The 13,636-nt window shown below is 60.7% G+C and carries 13 protein-coding genes and 2 pseudogenes; 4 read left to right on the forward strand and 11 right to left on the reverse strand.

The features are described from left to right. Positions 1–58: 58 nt before the first annotated feature. Positions 59–598, reverse strand: a complete 540-nt coding sequence (locus tag QCE64_RS17555; protein ID WP_309921825.1) for a carboxymuconolactone decarboxylase family protein — start codon at positions 596–598, stop codon at positions 59–61. 112 nt (positions 599–710) lie between these two features. On the opposite strand from QCE64_RS17555, the gene QCE64_RS17560 reads away from it, so the two are divergent. Then, positions 711–1,703, forward strand: coding sequence for an AraC family transcriptional regulator (locus tag QCE64_RS17560; RefSeq protein ID WP_310005079.1), 993 nt, complete (start codon positions 711–713; stop codon positions 1,701–1,703). A gap of 12 nt (positions 1,704–1,715) precedes the next feature. Here the strand turns inward: QCE64_RS17560 and QCE64_RS17565 are convergent, their stop codons facing one another. Continuing rightward, complete coding sequence (locus QCE64_RS17565) at positions 1,716–2,831, reverse strand: NADH:flavin oxidoreductase (RefSeq protein ID WP_310005080.1); 1,116 nt, start codon at positions 2,829–2,831, stop codon at positions 1,716–1,718. A gap of 105 nt (positions 2,832–2,936) precedes the next feature. Here QCE64_RS17565 and QCE64_RS17570 point away from each other — a divergent pair, with 105 nt between their 5' ends. Continuing rightward, positions 2,937–3,830: a LysR family transcriptional regulator gene (locus QCE64_RS17570; protein WP_309935490.1), complete on the forward strand. Its 894-nt coding sequence runs from the start codon at positions 2,937–2,939 to the stop codon at positions 3,828–3,830. A gap of 125 nt (positions 3,831–3,955) precedes the next feature. Here QCE64_RS17570 and QCE64_RS17575 read toward each other — a convergent pair whose 3' ends face one another. The 4 genes from QCE64_RS17575 to QCE64_RS17590 form a co-directional block, all read right to left on the reverse strand. After that, positions 3,956–5,746: a ShlB/FhaC/HecB family hemolysin secretion/activation protein gene (locus QCE64_RS17575; RefSeq protein WP_309935491.1), complete on the reverse strand. Its 1,791-nt coding sequence runs from the start codon at positions 5,744–5,746 to the stop codon at positions 3,956–3,958. A 440-nt stretch (positions 5,747–6,186) separates the two neighbouring features. Continuing rightward, positions 6,187–6,609, reverse strand: a complete 423-nt coding sequence (locus QCE64_RS17580; protein WP_309935492.1) for a hypothetical protein — start codon at positions 6,607–6,609, stop codon at positions 6,187–6,189. After that, positions 6,609–6,839, reverse strand: a complete 231-nt coding sequence (locus QCE64_RS17585; RefSeq protein ID WP_309935493.1) for a hypothetical protein — start codon at positions 6,837–6,839, stop codon at positions 6,609–6,611. Before QCE64_RS17585 ends, QCE64_RS17580 begins: the two co-directional genes overlap by 1 nt. A gap of 119 nt (positions 6,840–6,958) precedes the next feature. After that, entirely contained in the window at positions 6,959–7,243 is a 285-nt protein-coding gene (locus tag QCE64_RS17590) for a hypothetical protein (RefSeq protein WP_310005082.1), read from the reverse strand. A 68-nt stretch (positions 7,244–7,311) separates the two neighbouring features. Here QCE64_RS17590 and QCE64_RS17595 point away from each other — a divergent pair, with 68 nt between their 5' ends. Both QCE64_RS17595 and QCE64_RS17600 read left to right on the forward strand, forming a co-directional pair. Further along, the gene (locus tag QCE64_RS17595) at positions 7,312–7,446 is read left to right on the forward strand and encodes a hypothetical protein (RefSeq protein WP_310005086.1); all 135 of its coding nucleotides are present in this window, start codon (positions 7,312–7,314) and stop codon (positions 7,444–7,446) included. A 90-nt stretch (positions 7,447–7,536) separates the two neighbouring features. Beyond that, complete coding sequence (locus tag QCE64_RS17600; RefSeq protein WP_310005088.1) at positions 7,537–7,725, forward strand: hypothetical protein; 189 nt, start codon at positions 7,537–7,539, stop codon at positions 7,723–7,725. Between the two features lie 189 nt (positions 7,726–7,914). Here the strand turns inward: QCE64_RS17600 and QCE64_RS17605 are convergent, their stop codons facing one another. The 5 genes and pseudogenes from QCE64_RS17605 to QCE64_RS17620 all read right to left on the reverse strand — a co-directional run. Continuing rightward, a complete protein-coding gene (locus QCE64_RS17605) occupies positions 7,915–8,295 on the reverse strand; it encodes a barstar family protein (protein ID WP_310005090.1) in 381 nt (126 codons plus the stop codon). A 7-nt stretch (positions 8,296–8,302) separates the two neighbouring features. Then, positions 8,303–8,485, reverse strand: a pseudogene (locus tag QCE64_RS37930) (ribonuclease domain-containing protein); the annotation flags it as partial. Between the two features lie 1,641 nt (positions 8,486–10,126). Further along, a pseudogene (locus QCE64_RS17610) lies at positions 10,127–11,560 on the reverse strand (hemagglutinin repeat-containing protein); the annotation flags it as partial. Positions 11,561–11,586: 26 nt separating this feature from the next. Continuing rightward, positions 11,587–11,943 (reverse strand): DUF6188 family protein, encoded by a 357-nt coding sequence (locus QCE64_RS17615; protein WP_309921863.1) that lies wholly within the window; start codon positions 11,941–11,943, stop codon positions 11,587–11,589. A 10-nt stretch (positions 11,944–11,953) separates the two neighbouring features. Then, a partial coding sequence (locus tag QCE64_RS17620) for a hemagglutinin repeat-containing protein (RefSeq protein WP_310005092.1) occupies positions 11,954–13,636 on the reverse strand: 1,683 nt, incomplete at its 5' end.

The raw sequence follows: 13,636 nt of genomic DNA on the forward strand, positions 1-13,636 counted from the left end.
TGAGTGCGGGACAGACGGCTCGAGCCCGGGCCGCCTGTGCGCACGTTGGATGAGCGTGTCAACCGACTCGCGGAAAATCGACGTCGGTATCGTTGATGCGGTTGAAGGTGTTGGTGAAGATCGTCATGGCGATCGCCAGCGAGATCTCGGCAAGTTGCGTGTCGCTGTAACCTGCTGCGCGAATGGCGGAAAGTTCGGCTTCGGGGATCGTGCCGCGTGTCGTCTGCAGATTCAGCACGAAGCGGATGAGGGCGTCGCGGCGTGCGTCGCCGGTTGGCTGACCTGCGCGAATCTTCTTGAGCGCTTCGGGCGCAAGGCCGGTCATCTTGCCGAGCATCACATGCGCGGCCACGCAGTAGTCGCAGCCTGTCTGCTCGCTCACCAGCAACTTGATGGTTTCCAGGTCCTGCTTGCTCAGGCTGCCCGATGCCAGCGCACCCTCGGCGTCGAGTGCAGCGTTCAAGGTTTCCGGCGCAAGATGGCCGAGTGCCGCAAACAGATTCGGCACGCCGCCGCCAGCGATCTTGCGAACCCGTTCGTACACGTCAGCGGTGGCGCCGGTGGCGTTACCGATTGCAGGAATGGCGATGCGACTCATGATTGGAACCTCGTCAGTGGTGATCAGGAGCCTCCATCGTAGTTTTGGCTGGCGAGCTTGTTGAGTCTTTAAATTCGCAATAAGATGCTCAAAAGTTTCACTCGAGGTGGTGATGGCACTTTCTCAAGACTGGCTGAGCCGCTTGCTCGGCATGATGACCGTGCGCGGCCAACTCGAATTGCGCTGCTCGTATGGCGCGCCCTGGGAAGTGATTTACGGGGAGTCGGATCCGGGAGAGATGCCGTATCACATCGTGCTCAGCGGGTCGGCCGTGCTGGAGACGCCGGGTCGCGGCACACCGCAGCAACTGACGGCCGGCGACATCGTGATGCTGGCCCACGGCTCCGCTCATGCGCTGCGCGACGGCAGTGGTGCGCGGCCGAAGCGTGCACGCGAGCGGGCCGCCATGAATCTGACCATCAGCGAGAACAAGGGAAGCGGACCCCGGCTGGACATGCTTTGCGGGCGGATCATTCTCGCGCCGCCGCACGACAGGCTGATCAGTGCCTATCTGCCCGCGCGCCTCGTCACGCGTACGTCGCCCGTCAACAATAGCGTTGGCGAAGGCACGCATGGCGCACAGGAGCAGTTGAACGGTCTGGTGGCGCTCATGCGAGCAGAGGCCAGCGCGGACAATCTGGGTGGGTTTGCGATGATGAACGCGCTGTCGGCGGCGTTGTTCGCATTGACCTTGCGCGTGGCGAGCGAGTCGGGCGAGGCGCCTGTCGGTCTGCTCGCGGTCGCGGGGAATCCGCGTCTCTCTCCCGCGCTCGCCGCGATTGCCGGCGACCCGGCTCGGCCATGGACGCTGCCTGAATTGGCGAGCCTTTGCAGCATGTCGCGTGCGACCTTGATCCGGCACTTCCAGGACAAGCTGGGCCGTTCGCCGAATGACCTGCTGACGGACATCCGCATGGCGCTGGCGGCCAACGGACTGAAGAGGCCAGGCGTTTCGACTGAGGCCGTGGCCGAAGCAGTCGGCTATCAGTCGGTCGCCGCGTTCCGCCGTGCGTTCAGCCAGCGCCTCGGCATGACGCCAGCGGACTGGCGGCGTGCGCAGCAAGAGAAGCAACTCGCGGCGCCCCCGTCAGCGGAGGCGCAATAGACTGACACGCTCTCACGCTACGGTCTGCATCGCGAGTTCTTCAGGCTTGATGCTGGCGACAGGATGGAGGATGGAACTGTCGAATGACCGCGGCTCGCCGTGGCGTTCGAGCAGTTTCGGCAAGTCGGGATTCGCCAGTGCGCCGCGTCCGACCGTCACCAGATCCGCTCCTGACATCAGTGCGTTTTCGATGCGCTCCGCCGTGTGCAAGCCGCCGTTCGCAATGATCGTCACGGCAGGCGCGTAGCGTCGTGCCAGTGTGACAAGGTTCTCATGCGTGCCTTCGAATGCCGGCTGCCAGGCCTCGAACTCGGTGACGTGAATGAAGTTGACGCCTGCATCGGCAAGGGTGCTGAAGATCGCTTCGGCATCCGCCTCGCCGCCTGACCACTTCGCATGGAAGTCGTTGACCTTGCCTTGCGAGATCCGGATACCCACGGGGACAGCCTCTCCGATGTCGCGCTTGACGGCCGTTGCGACATCGACGAGCAATTGCACCCGAGCCTTCGTGTCGCCACCCCAGCGGTCGGTGCGATGATTCGTACCTTCCGTGAGGAACTGATCGAGAAGATAGCCGTTGGCGCCATGAATCTCCACGCCCGCGAAGCCCGCGATATTCACGGCACGTCGGGCCGCACTGACGAAGCCCTGGATGGCCTCGTCGATCTCGGTATCGGTCATTGCATGCGGCTCGGCATAACGCCCCTGACCGAAGTAGAACTGCATCTGTTCGCCTGTCGGGCGAATGGCCGACGGCCCCACCGTGTGATCCCGATAGATGTTGCCTTGACTCAACGCGCCCGCATGCATGAGCTGGGCAAAGACAGGGGTGCCGTGCTTCCGCATGTCGTGCGTGAACGCCGACCACGCTTTTGCCTGTTCGTCGTCGGCCAGGCCCGGCTGGAACCGGTATCCTTGCGAGAACGCCTGATCGGTGTAGATGCCCTCGGTTGTGACGAGGCCGAAGCCCCCCATCGCGAAGCGCTTGTAGTAGTCGAACATGGTCTGCGTCGGATGTCCGGATTCGGTGGCCGTGATGCGCGTCATTGGAGCCACGGCGATGCGGTTACGTACCGCGATGCCGTTGCCGCTATACGGGGAATGGATGGCAGAGGTCGAGTGGTTCATGTCGCTGCTCGTTCGGTGGGGAAGGTGACTGCATGGTAGGCGTCGCCCGTCGCAGGAAACAGAGCTCGAAGCGTGAAGCCGCCGTAACACTTCCGGATATAAACGATGTTCCTTCCTGACATACGAACCTTTCTCGCCGTTGTTTCGGCGGGAAGCCTCTCTGCGGCGGCCCGTCAGCTGAATGTGGCGCCCATGCAGGTGTCGCGCCGGATTGCCGTGCTCGAGGACGATCTGGGCGTGCGTCTGTTTCATCGGACGACTCGCTCACTGACCTTGACAGCCGAGGGTGAGGCGTTTGCCCCCTATGCACAGGCAATGGTGGATGCCGAAGCGGGAGCGCGAGCCGACCTGAGTCCGCTGCCGGGCAAGGCGTCCGGCGTGTTGCGCATCACGGCGCCGAGCGGATTCGGGCAATCCGTCGTGTTGCCGATGCTTCCGGGCCTGCTGGAAGCGAATCCGGAGCTTCGTGTCGATCTCGATCTGTCCGATCGCCAGCTGGACATCGTAGGGCAGGGGCTTGATCTTGCATTGCGGATTGCGCCGTTGGAGGATTCGGAACTGGTGGCCAGGTTGGTGGTTCCCAATCCACGAATGATCTGTGCGTCGCCTGGGTATATCCGGAGGCATGGGCAGCCTGCGAATTCGGCGGAATTGGAGCAGCACCGCTGCATTCGACTCGATTCGGTGGGAATGTGGCCGCTCATCGTCGATGGGGTGCGGATTCGCAAGCGCATTGATGGGCCTGTGGCGACGACCAGCGTGGAAGCGGCGCGGACTGCAGCCGTGCAAGGGCTCGGGCTGGTGATGTTGAGCTATTGGGACGTCTTCAGGCAGCTCAATGATCATTCGCTCGTTGAGGTGCGGCTGAAGGACGCTGCGATGGAGGAACTGTCGGTGTGGGCCGTCATTCCCAGCCGGCGGTATGTGCCGAATCGGGTGAATGTTTTTCTTGCTGCCCTGCAAGGGGAGGTTTCGAAGCTGGCTGCGCAGGGCGGGTGAGGGGGCACAGGTTTCTTTCAGCCTGCGCTTTCCGTGACTTTCGACGGCGGCGCGCGACGCCCGATACGGCTTCAGGCCGGGACCGACTATCGTGTTGAGGCGAGACACCACGCGTCTCGAACATCCTAAAGCTGCGCCGTCAGCTGAAAACCGAACGTGACGTGCGCCGTGACAAGCGACGCCGGCTTATGGATCGGCGTGGCGGCGAACAGGTCATAACTCAAACCGCCGGCGTTGAACGGTACGCCGCCGCGGATCCCGATCACGGCGCCGACCAACTGCGTGCCGGCCAGAAACGCCGTATTCGGCCCGAAAACCCGCCCATAGTCGACGCCGGTGTAAAGAGACTGGCGGGTCTGTCCGAGCGGCGCCTGCACCTCATTGCGCCAGTAGAAACCACGTTCGGCCGCGAGCATCTGCGCGCCGTCGAAGCCGCGCACCGTGTAGCGGCTGCCGATCGCGAGGTCGTCGACGTAGAACAGCCGATCAGCCGAGTACTGGCCGCGGAAGCTCGTCACGTAGCGCACGGGTTGCCCCGCCAGAACGAACGGCATGGAGAGGTTGAGATCGAGCACAGCCATCCGGTAGCGATAGGTCGGGCCGCCTGGCTGGCTCGTCGAGGCCGCCGGAATCTGCGGAATTGGCGCCGGGTCGGGCGTCGCACCGAGGCCGCCCACGCCTTGCCGGTAGCCGAGCGAGGCGTCAAGCTGCGCGCCGCCGAAGTAGTGCCGGTCCGTCAGTCCGGCCTCGATGAAAGTGTTATTGCGGCGCTGGATCTCGATCTCGGTGTCGTTGATGAAGCTCGCGCCGAACCGCTTCGAGAGCTGCACATAGGCCCCGAGCACGTCGCTCTGAGAACGCCGCAGTACGCGCGCGATTCTGATCCCTGCCGTCTGCGAGTTGCCGCTCGACACGAAGGTTTGCGCGACGCCCGCGATCTGCTGGTAGTACGTGCTCGAATAGCCGAACAGCGACGCCGTCCAGTAGCCCCACGGCACTGCATACGAGCCGGTGAAGCCGTGCGAGCCGAGTCCCTTGTCGTCGAAGTAAAGGTCTTGCGACGCGCCGACGGTCAGGACGTCGTTCAGCCCGAGCGGGTTGTCCAGGCCGAGGCTGACATTCCCTTGAAGTTTGCCCGTTGCGCGGCTGCCGGAATTGTCGATCGAGGCGACGAGCGTCCACGGCTTCGAGCGCTTGAGCGAAATCAGAATGTCGCTCTCGCCGGGCCGGTCGGTCGGCTCGATTTTCATGTCGGCGTCCTGACTCGCGGGCCGCTTCATCTGCTCGATGCCTTGCTCAAGCGCACGCACGTCGAGCAGGTCGCCCGGCCGTGCGGGATACGCAGAGCGCCACGAGGCCCACGTGACGGGTTCAACAAAACGAATCTCGCGAATCACGCCGGGCATGAGCGCGAACAACAACGTACCGCTTGCGATGTCCTGCTCGGGCACGAGCACCCGCGTTGTCACGTAGCCACGGCTTAGTATCGCCTGCTGCAGACCCTTCGTGAGCACCGCGATACCATCGTGCCCGATGCATTGTCCGCGGTAGTGCTCGGCCCACTCACGCGCGAATGCGAAGGGATCGAACGGCAACGCCGATGCACCTTGCGCGCGCGCGTTGTCTGATAGCGTATCCGGGACCATCAACGCGAAAGTGTCGATGCGATAGCACTGCGCTTCGTGCGGCAAGTCGGGATAGGCCGTGACCGCCGGCACCGTCGAGCGCACGACCGGCGCGCGCATGGCCGCGTCACGTTGCTGCGCTTCGCGTTGCTGTTGTACCTGCTGGTTTTGCTCGGCGTTGGCGCGTACGGCCGCCGCTTCGTCCGCGATCGCCGGAGCTTGCTGTGCATGACTGGCGAATGACACAAGGGCGGTGAGGGGAAGGGCCGTCAGGCGGTTGATTACCTTCATGTGGCTTGTTCGGACTGGTAAACCGGGCGCGCGGCGAGGCAAAGAGTTCGGGGTCGCGCTTTCCGTGGGATGCGCGAGAACTACTTTAACGAAGCGGCGTTGAGCACGTAACAAGCAATGTCTGAAAGTGCTGATCGAACAGGCGCAACCATCGGCTTTTTGCGGCACGCGGTGTCAATGCCTGAACCAAGGTCCAAAGCGGCTGGGATTGTCACTGATCATTCCAGCTGCTCGTAGACGGGGCTGCAATGCTCTAACCCAGTAGACCACGAGCAATAGGCACAGCGGACAGAAAAGAACTAGCATTGCAGGTCCTTCGTCTAGCTTGAACGCTAGCCGACATTGTCCGGTCGCCAGCATCGCGAAGAAGATGCTGGCGCCAACGGCTGATCCCCAGACCACGCTCGTAGTTTGCAGGGTCGCATAGAGACGTCTCCAGTTCATTTGAACCAAGGACCAAATTTTTCAGGGTCATCGCTCAGCATGCCAGCCTTGCGAAGGTGAGCTGGCAAGTACCGAACAAAGACTGTTAGCAGAAGCAGGAAGCGCGACATACCAATGCAAAACACAGAGACGTTCTCGCTCAGTCCGATGAGCATGTTACCCGCCAGATTGCCGGCGAGTTCCGAGCCCGTCGCATCTTGAATGCTCTCCGCGAGATGCTGCGTATGGTTCGCGATGTAACACGGCATGCCGGCGCCCGCCGCACTGGCCGCTGCGCCGCCGACGCCCGAGCCTACGATCAAACCGCCGCCGCCCACGTGCAGAGCTGTGCGATTGTTAAACCTGCCTTGGATCATCATTACGCCCGCTTGAGCGAGCCACAAACAACGAACCCGGAAAAGCCCGGTTCGTTTTTCCATTAACTGCTGATTCCCATCATTGTCCCGGCGACTTTCAACACATCTGGGTAGGCGATGTGCTGCTTATCAGGAATGCAGGTAAGGAGTTCATAAGCCACACCGTACTCTCCGAATTCAATGTATTCCGCAACGTCATTGCGGTCTTGATCGGCGAACTTGCCCTCAACTTGTGTGAGCGATTCACGCATCAATCGCTCAATCTCGGCGTAGCATTCTAGTTTCATCGTCATTTCGGATTTCTGCGAACATTTGTTGGAAACGCTGTAACGATTCCACCACCTTTGCTGGCGGGCTCGATCACAACACGAACGTGCCGATGCCACTACCGCCAAGGCCACTAATCAGACCACTACCAATCACGTGGAGCGCCACCCGATTGCTCCCACCTTTCATCCCACGAATCGACGGTATCGAGAAATGTCTGCATGGCGTCAAGGTCGCCGCGCGCCTTCGTCGCCTTTGCGTCCTTGAGCGCACTTTCGCGCGTCATATCGGCATACGCGCCGATACTCCGCGCCATCACTTGACCCGCTGCCTGCGCGGCGTGCATCGTGTCGGCCGGTTGGTTCAGTATCTCGTTCACGTCGGGCGTGCTCGTCACGATGCCGTTTGTGTTCGTCGTGTCGCGACTCAAGCTCGCGATGTCCTGCGCCTGCTGAGCGCCATCGGTGAGCGTGATCGTGCCTGGGCTGATCGCGCTGCGTGTCGTCGCTCTCATGCTGGCTGATCATCGGCATCAGCCCGCCCGATCCCGGCACTGAAGCAGTGCCGACAGCCTTGTCGGAACTCGGACCCGGCGACAGATCCACCGATCCGCCGATGCTGTTCGCCGAGTAACGCGAGTGGTTGCCGACGTCAGCGAACGTCAGCGTACCGGTCGACAGGTTGTTCTTCGCTGCGTTATCCGCCCCAGCGATGACCGCGCCTGTGAGCGCCGGCAACACGTCGTTTGCGCTGATGTTCGAGCCGGCGATGTTCAGATTGCCGCTGCCGGGCGTGCCGTCGCCCGTTGCCACGAATGCAGTCGCGCCGCCCGCGTTCACAGATGAGCCGCGGTGGATCGTCTGCGCCTCGCTTGAATCGCTGCGGCTGTTGCTCGACTCGACGCTTAATTGAACGGCAATGCTCGGGTTCTGCATCAGCGCGCCGGCGACGGCCATCGTCGCATTCCCCGCGGCCGCGATCGCGTGCAGGGTCGCCGCGCGCTAATTACCCGTGCTCGTGGAATGGCCGATAGTTTTGCCTTCCGAGTACGCGTTGTTGATCGCATGCGCCACCGATCGAAGTTAACTTTTTGTCTCTTGGCTATGCCATTAACGCTTCAACTCTATTTCGATCGCATGCGTTAAAGACCGCCTGTACAGAATGTTCCTCTCCTGGCTGCCAATTTAGAATTGCATCGTGCAGAACTTCAAGATAAATCCTCATCTCAGACGACTCAAGTTCAGGCAACCGTTCATGCACGATGATGACTCGCTCCTGACTAATCCAATGGAAGTCTCTCAAACAATCGAAGAGCGCATTCCAGTTCAACCCGAAATAACTTGGTAACGACAGCGACTGATAAAGCACGTCGAACAGTTCCTTCGGGGTCCGCAAACATTCGTCAATCCGACCTACGAGAGCGTTTTCGTCATTAAACTGATTAGCATTGTCCACAAAGACAAAGGCTTCCTTGATCGTCATAGCTTCCTTACCTCCTTATTGGCACACATGTCTGATAGTAGTCCAGGGTGTAGTACATCTCTCCGTTCTTGCCTACCACAAGACGCTGAAGCCCTGGCCCATTCGCGCCCGAAGTAAAAACTACATACTCCGTGTAGTATCCGGAGGACTGTGCCGATAAAAGATGCGCTCCGTCAACTGGCCGATTATTGAAGGTGCTACCGTCATTTCGCGATGATGGGGGTCCCCCATTCTAGGTATCTGATTAACGGCGTAGAGACGTCTCCAGTTCATCTGAACCAAGGTCCGAAGCTTTCAGGGTCGTCGCTTAGCATCCCAGCCCTGCGGAGATGGCTTGGCAAAGTTTTTTCAAGCCAAATGAAGAGCACAAGAAATAACGGCACCCCTATCGACAGAAGCGCAAGATTCTCATTCATATCGAAGGCCAGACGACATAGACCCGCGACGAGGAAGGACCAACAGCCAGCACCAATCGTTGAAGCAAGCGAGACCATTGTCAAAATTTGAACCGTCGCGTAAAGACGCCTCCAGTTCATTTGAACCAAGGACCAAATTTCTCCGGGTCATCGCTCAGCATGCCAGCCTTTCTTAGGCGCGGCGGCAGCCTTCTCACCCAATAGAAGATCAGCCCCAGGTAGGTAGGACTGAACACGAAGAGCATTGCCGCATTTTCGTCAAGACCGGATGCAAAGCGACATGCTCCGGTAATTAGCATAGCGAGCATTATTCCGCATCCAATGGCCGTTCCCCAGACTACGCACGCAGTCTGCAGGGTCGCATAGAGACGTCTCCAGTTCACTTAAACCAAGGACCAAATTTCTCAGGGTCATCGCTCAGCATGCCAGCCTTTCGTAATGGCTTCGGAAGACGCTTCGCAAAAACAAAAAAAACATCAGAAACAACGGCACGCCAATTACCAACATTGATTCATTTTCACCGAGCTTAAAAGCTAATCGGCATAGCCCTGCAATAAGAAATGACCAACACCCCGCGCCAAAGAGGGAGGCTAAGCACACCGTAAACCAGATTTGCAGGGTTGCGTAAAGTCGTTTCCAGTTCATTTTTTGCTACCAGCATTTTGAACGTCATTGAAGACGGTAATGCCTTTCGTGGTTACTCCGTAGAACAAGATGGCTTGATTTGTTCCGTAAGGAGCGGCCTGGCCGACAAAGGGAATCAACGTGTTGTTGTTGATGCGCGGCACTGTAACTCCGAACATTGAGCCGGGGCGATTCAGACCGTCCGCAGTGCCCATTTTGAGCGGAACCGAAACCCTCAAAGCCAGAGCTGCCGCCACTAAGTTCAAGCCATCATAGGCAGTGTCACCCCATGTTGAATTGAGACTGTTGAACCCCGATCTCAGCGGATTCCAGCCGGAGGTCGCAGTTGCATCGTATCGGTTGAGCAAACTCGATCCCCCTTCAATTGCATCGCTTGTGCCGAAGGCGAACATCCATCCCCCGATCGCGCAGCCAACACCGCTGCCACACAATGAGCCGCCGGTGTTAGCAGTGACTATTCCCAGTCCAGTCTTCGCAAGATCCTTTGCCACACCGACCGGGTCGCTCTTCACTATATCCGTGACCTTCTGCCCGGGCGTGTAATTGAACAATCCCGCCTCCTTCTGATTGTTCACCCACGCCAGTTCCGGCCCGAGCTGTGACGCCTCAAGCTGACTCACAAAGTTAGCGTTGTATTGCTCACTGCCCGGCGCGTATTCGGCCCAACATTTCACCGCATAGCACGCCGCTTTGGTCAACCGACTCGCCTCGGCCGCGTCTCCGTTCGCCTGGTCCGCGATCGTCTCCTTCTCCTTCTGGTTCAACTGCCGATTGTACAAATCCGCGTTACTGGCGGTCACGGCGCCTGCTTCGCCACCTGCCAACGCGCCGCCCGCGCCCGCGACTACATTCGCCGCGAAATTTCCAAGCGTCTTCGAGCCGGTCGCGTTTCCCACGCTCTCGGCCAATTTAGTTAGCTGTGGCGCGAATCCCGCCGCCACTCCCGCGCCCGCGGCCCCGCCTGCTGCCGTGTCGATGCCGCCGCCACCCAATCCGCCAATCAAGCCGCCGCCGATGACGTGCGCGATCACCCGGTCCCTTCCGCCCTCGGCCGTTGCATCGGCTGTCGCCTGATCGTGATCGGTGATTGCCAGCGCATGCTTTATATCAAAGTACGCGCCAATGCCTTGCGCGACCACTTGACCCGCCGCCTGTGCGGCCTGCATCGTGTCGGCCTGTTGGTTCAGTATCTCGTTCACGTCGGGCGTGCTCGCTACCGTGCCGTTCGTGTTCGTCGTGTCGCGGCTCAGGCTCGCAATGTCTTGCGCCTGATGAGCGTCATCGGTCAACGTGATCGTGCCCGGGCTGATCGCGCTGCGCGTGGTCGCGCTCTGGTCGCCGTTCTCATGCTGGCCGATCATCGGCACCGGGCCGCCCGAGCCCGGCACTGAAGCAGTGCCGACAGCCTTGTCGGAGCTCGGACCCGGCGACAGGCCCACCGATCCGCCAACACTGTTCGCCGAATAGTGCGAGTGGTTGCCGACGTCCGCGAACGTCAGCGTACCGGTGGACAGACTGTTCTTCGCCGCGTCATCCGCCCCCGCGATGACCGCCCCCGTGAGCGCCGTATTGCCTTTGACCGACACGTCAAAGCCGCCGTCGCCCGCAACCAGCCCCGCCTGTTCCTTGACCTGCGCGTAGCTGCCATCCGCATGGCCGTTCTGTGCGCTGAAGCTCGCGCCGCCGCCGCTCTGACTGATCGCAAAGCCGCCGCCGGCGCTGCTCTGGTGCGCCGCGCTGACGGTCGTATCCTGCACGCTCGCGATGTTCAGGTTGCCGCCGACGTCCGCCGCGATATGTCTTCCGGCGATCTGTGAGCCAATCACGTTCGTATCGCCGCCTGAGACGATCGCGACGCTATTAGCGCCCGTTACGTGCGACGCGTTCTGAATCGCTGCGTCGCTGTTGGCGTCGCCGTGCGCGTTCGCCATCGCCGCCGATATGCCGAATCCGTTCGTACCGACCGACACGCCGACGCTCGCGCTCTTGCTGCTGTTGGAGCTGCGCGTCGACGCCGTGTCGGTCGTGTTGACGACGTTCACCTGATCCTGCGCGGCGAGCAACACGTCGCTTGCGCTGATGTTCGAGCCGGCGATGTTCAGGTTTCGCTCGGCTGCCACGAATGCCGCCGAGCCGCCGGCGTTCACGGTTGAGCCGCGATGGATTGTCTGCGTCTCACTCGAAACGCTGTAGCTGCTGCTCGAATCGTGTCGGCCTGCTAGTTCAGAATTCAGCAGACCATCACAGGGCATTGACCGAACTTCGTCGTAACGACATATGACTCAAATCCATTGACTTCCGGCAGGATTCGAAGTCGCAGCGCGTTGTCGAAAGAAATTGATAGAACCGATTCGCTGTCGAATTCAGCACTGGAAACTCGATGATTTAGCATGTCGAATAGCAGCGTTGAGCTCCTAAGATGCTCGCCGTGTCCATGTTGCAGGTCTGAACCATGAATTCGCTCGAACGGGCATTGGATCAGGATTTGCGAGCCGTTAGAGAAAGTAAGCACCATCGAACCAACACCAATTGTCACTCCAGTAAGCAGGCCTTCGCGCAACTCATTCAAATCTTTCTCTTCTATCATGATGTCCTCTCTAGCGTTTCGGCGGCAATGAGTTGGGCGGGAGCGGAATATGCGTGTCCCCCTTCGTTCCTGTTCCGCCTGTGGCGGGATTGATCGGTTGGCCGTCCCTTACCGAAATCCAGTAACCTTCTTGCAGGCCGGGCACGGGCGTCGTTCCCGGAGGCATTACGCGAATGTACGTACTTCCCGGCGCGCTCGGGTCTGTTCCCGGCGGGTAGTAGATGGTACTTCCGGGCGATCTACCGTCACGGCTTTCCCAACTTGAAGGGATAATCGGTGCTTGCGGCGGATTTGAGAACGGTTGCAGATTTACTGGAATCTTCGGCGTTCCGCCAAGCGCCCCAACCGGCGGCCGCAAGGTCGCCGCTCCATTGTCCGCTTGCTGAATGCTTCTCTGCCCAAGCGCCGCCCGCTCTTGGTCCAGAATCTTGCGAAGTTCCTTCTGGTCCTTCGCCGCCTGCGTCTCGTTCTTGTCGTTCTGCTGGTTGTACAGGTTCAGGCTCGACGCCGTAGCCGCGCCTGCCGGTCCGCCGATGAGAACGCCGCCGACGCCGTTCACTACGTTGCCCGTCAAGTTGCCGACCAACCCACCGCCTACGCTGTCAGCAAACGCTCGGGTATGGCCTCCCATGTATGACGACAGCCCCGCACCCGCCGCACCGCCTGCGGCGCCTCCGATACTTCCAACGCCCAGCCCGCCAATCATACCGCCACCAATTACATGTAAAGCCGCACGATTGTTCAGACCTCCGTCAGACCACGCGTCCGCCGTATCCAGATAGCTCTGCATCGCATCAAGATCGCCGCGGTAGTACGCCGACTTCGCGCCTTCGATCGCTTCATCGCGCCTACCGTCCGCATACGCACCGATTCCCTGCGCCACCACCTGACCGGCCGCCTGCGCCGCCTGCATCGTGTCGGCTTGCTTGTTCAGGATCTCGTTCACGTCGGGCGTGGTTGCGACTGTCCCGTTCGTGTTCGTCATGTCGCGACTCAGGCTCGCGATGTCCTGCGCCTGATGATCGCCGTCAGTCAGCGTAATCGTGCCCGGGCTCACCGCGCTACGTGTCGTCGCGCTCTGGTCGCCGTTCTCATGCTGGCCGATCATCGGCACCAGCCCGCCCGATCCCGGCACTGAAGCAGGACCGACAGCCTTGTCGGAGCTCGGACCTGGCGACAGACCCACCGATCCGCCGACACTGTTCGCCGAGTAGTGCGAGTGGTTGCCGACGTCCGCGAACGTCAGCGTACCGGTGGACAGACTGTTCTTCGCCGCGTCATCCGCCCCCGCGATGACCGCCCCCGTGAGCGCCGTATTGCCTTTGACCGACACGTCAAAGCCGCCGTCGCCCGCAACCAGCCCCGCCTGTTCCTTGACCTGCGCGTAGCTGCCATCCGCATGGCCGTTCTGTGCGCTGAAGCTCGCGCCGCCGCCGCTCTGACTGATCGCAAAGCCGCCGCCGGCGCTGCTCTGGTGCGCCGCGCTGACGGTCGTATCCTGCACGCTCGCAATGTTCAGATTGCCACCGACGTCCGCCGCGATCTGTCTTCCGGCGATCTGCGAGCCGATGACGTTCGTATCACCGCCTGAGACGATCGCGACGCTATTCGCGCCCGTAACGTGCGACGCGTTCTGAATTGCCGCGTCGCTGTTGGCGTCGCCGTGCGCGTTCGCCATCGCCGCCGATATGCC

Origin of the sequence: Caballeronia sp. LZ043, from assembly GCF_031451075.1 — a bacterium.
Lineage (GTDB): Bacteria > Pseudomonadota > Gammaproteobacteria > Burkholderiales > Burkholderiaceae > Caballeronia.

What these genes read in the sequence shown, in the direction of transcription:
- QCE64_RS17555 (WP_309921825.1), bottom strand. Translation starts at nt 598, where the DNA reads ATGAGTCGCATCGCCATTCCTGCAATCGGTAACGCCACCGGCGCCACC.
- QCE64_RS17560 (WP_310005079.1), top strand. Translation starts at nt 711, where the DNA reads ATGGCACTTTCTCAAGACTGGCTGAGCCGCTTGCTCGGCATGATGACC.
- QCE64_RS17565 (WP_310005080.1), bottom strand. Translation starts at nt 2,831, where the DNA reads ATGAACCACTCGACCTCTGCCATCCATTCCCCGTATAGCGGCAACGGC.
- QCE64_RS17570 (WP_309935490.1), top strand. Translation starts at nt 2,937, where the DNA reads ATGTTCCTTCCTGACATACGAACCTTTCTCGCCGTTGTTTCGGCGGGA.
- QCE64_RS17575 (WP_309935491.1), bottom strand. Translation starts at nt 5,746, where the DNA reads ATGAAGGTAATCAACCGCCTGACGGCCCTTCCCCTCACCGCCCTTGTG.
- QCE64_RS17580 (WP_309935492.1), bottom strand. Translation starts at nt 6,609, where the DNA reads ATGGAAAAACGAACCGGGCTTTTCCGGGTTCGTTGTTTGTGGCTCGCT.
- QCE64_RS17585 (WP_309935493.1), bottom strand. Translation starts at nt 6,839, where the DNA reads ATGACGATGAAACTAGAATGCTACGCCGAGATTGAGCGATTGATGCGT.
- QCE64_RS17605 (WP_310005090.1), bottom strand. Translation starts at nt 8,295, where the DNA reads ATGACGATCAAGGAAGCCTTTGTCTTTGTGGACAATGCTAATCAGTTT.
- QCE64_RS17615 (WP_309921863.1), bottom strand. Translation starts at nt 11,943, where the DNA reads ATGATAGAAGAGAAAGATTTGAATGAGTTGCGCGAAGGCCTGCTTACT.